Below are 590 nucleotides of genomic sequence, written 5' to 3' on the forward strand. Positions count from 1 at the left end.
AACGGATTCTGGTCGTGGATGACCATCAAGACTTACGAGAAGCCTTATCAGATTACTTAGGCAAAGCCGGTTTTGACGTGCAGTGCGCCGAGAATGGTCAAGTGATGTGGAAGAARCTTGAACTCTGTCCGCCAGATTTGATCATCTTAGACATCATGATGCCGGGCGATGATGGCTTCACTCTGTGCCAGAAAATCCGTCGACACTCAGACGTGCCACTCATCATCGCTCACGCCTGTGGCGGAAGAGGCTGATCGCGTCGCGGGTCTTGAAATGGGGGCTGACGACTACATCACCAAATCCTTTAGCCCAAGAGAGTTATTGGCGCGGATCAAAACCATTTTGCGTCGTAGCCAAAATCACAGTGATTTGCGCCTTGCTCGTAAAATCCGTTTTGCTGACTGGCAACTCGATACCGTGACACGCCAGCTCACTCACCATACCCAGTCAAAACGTCAAACAGCTCAGTGGCGCAGACCTCTCGTTGCTGGCACTTTTTCTCTCCCATGCCGAATCGATTTTGTCTCGCGATGATATTGCACGGGAGATTTGGGGCCGCGATGCCGATCCTTTTGAACGTGGGATCGACG

At 51.6% G+C, this 590-nt stretch carries 1 pseudogene; it reads left to right on the top strand.

What is annotated here, in order from left to right:
* A pseudogene (locus CIK04_RS24915) lies at window positions 1-590 on the top strand (response regulator transcription factor); the annotation flags it as partial.

It is taken from the genome of Vibrio sp. 03_296, assembly GCF_002265885.1.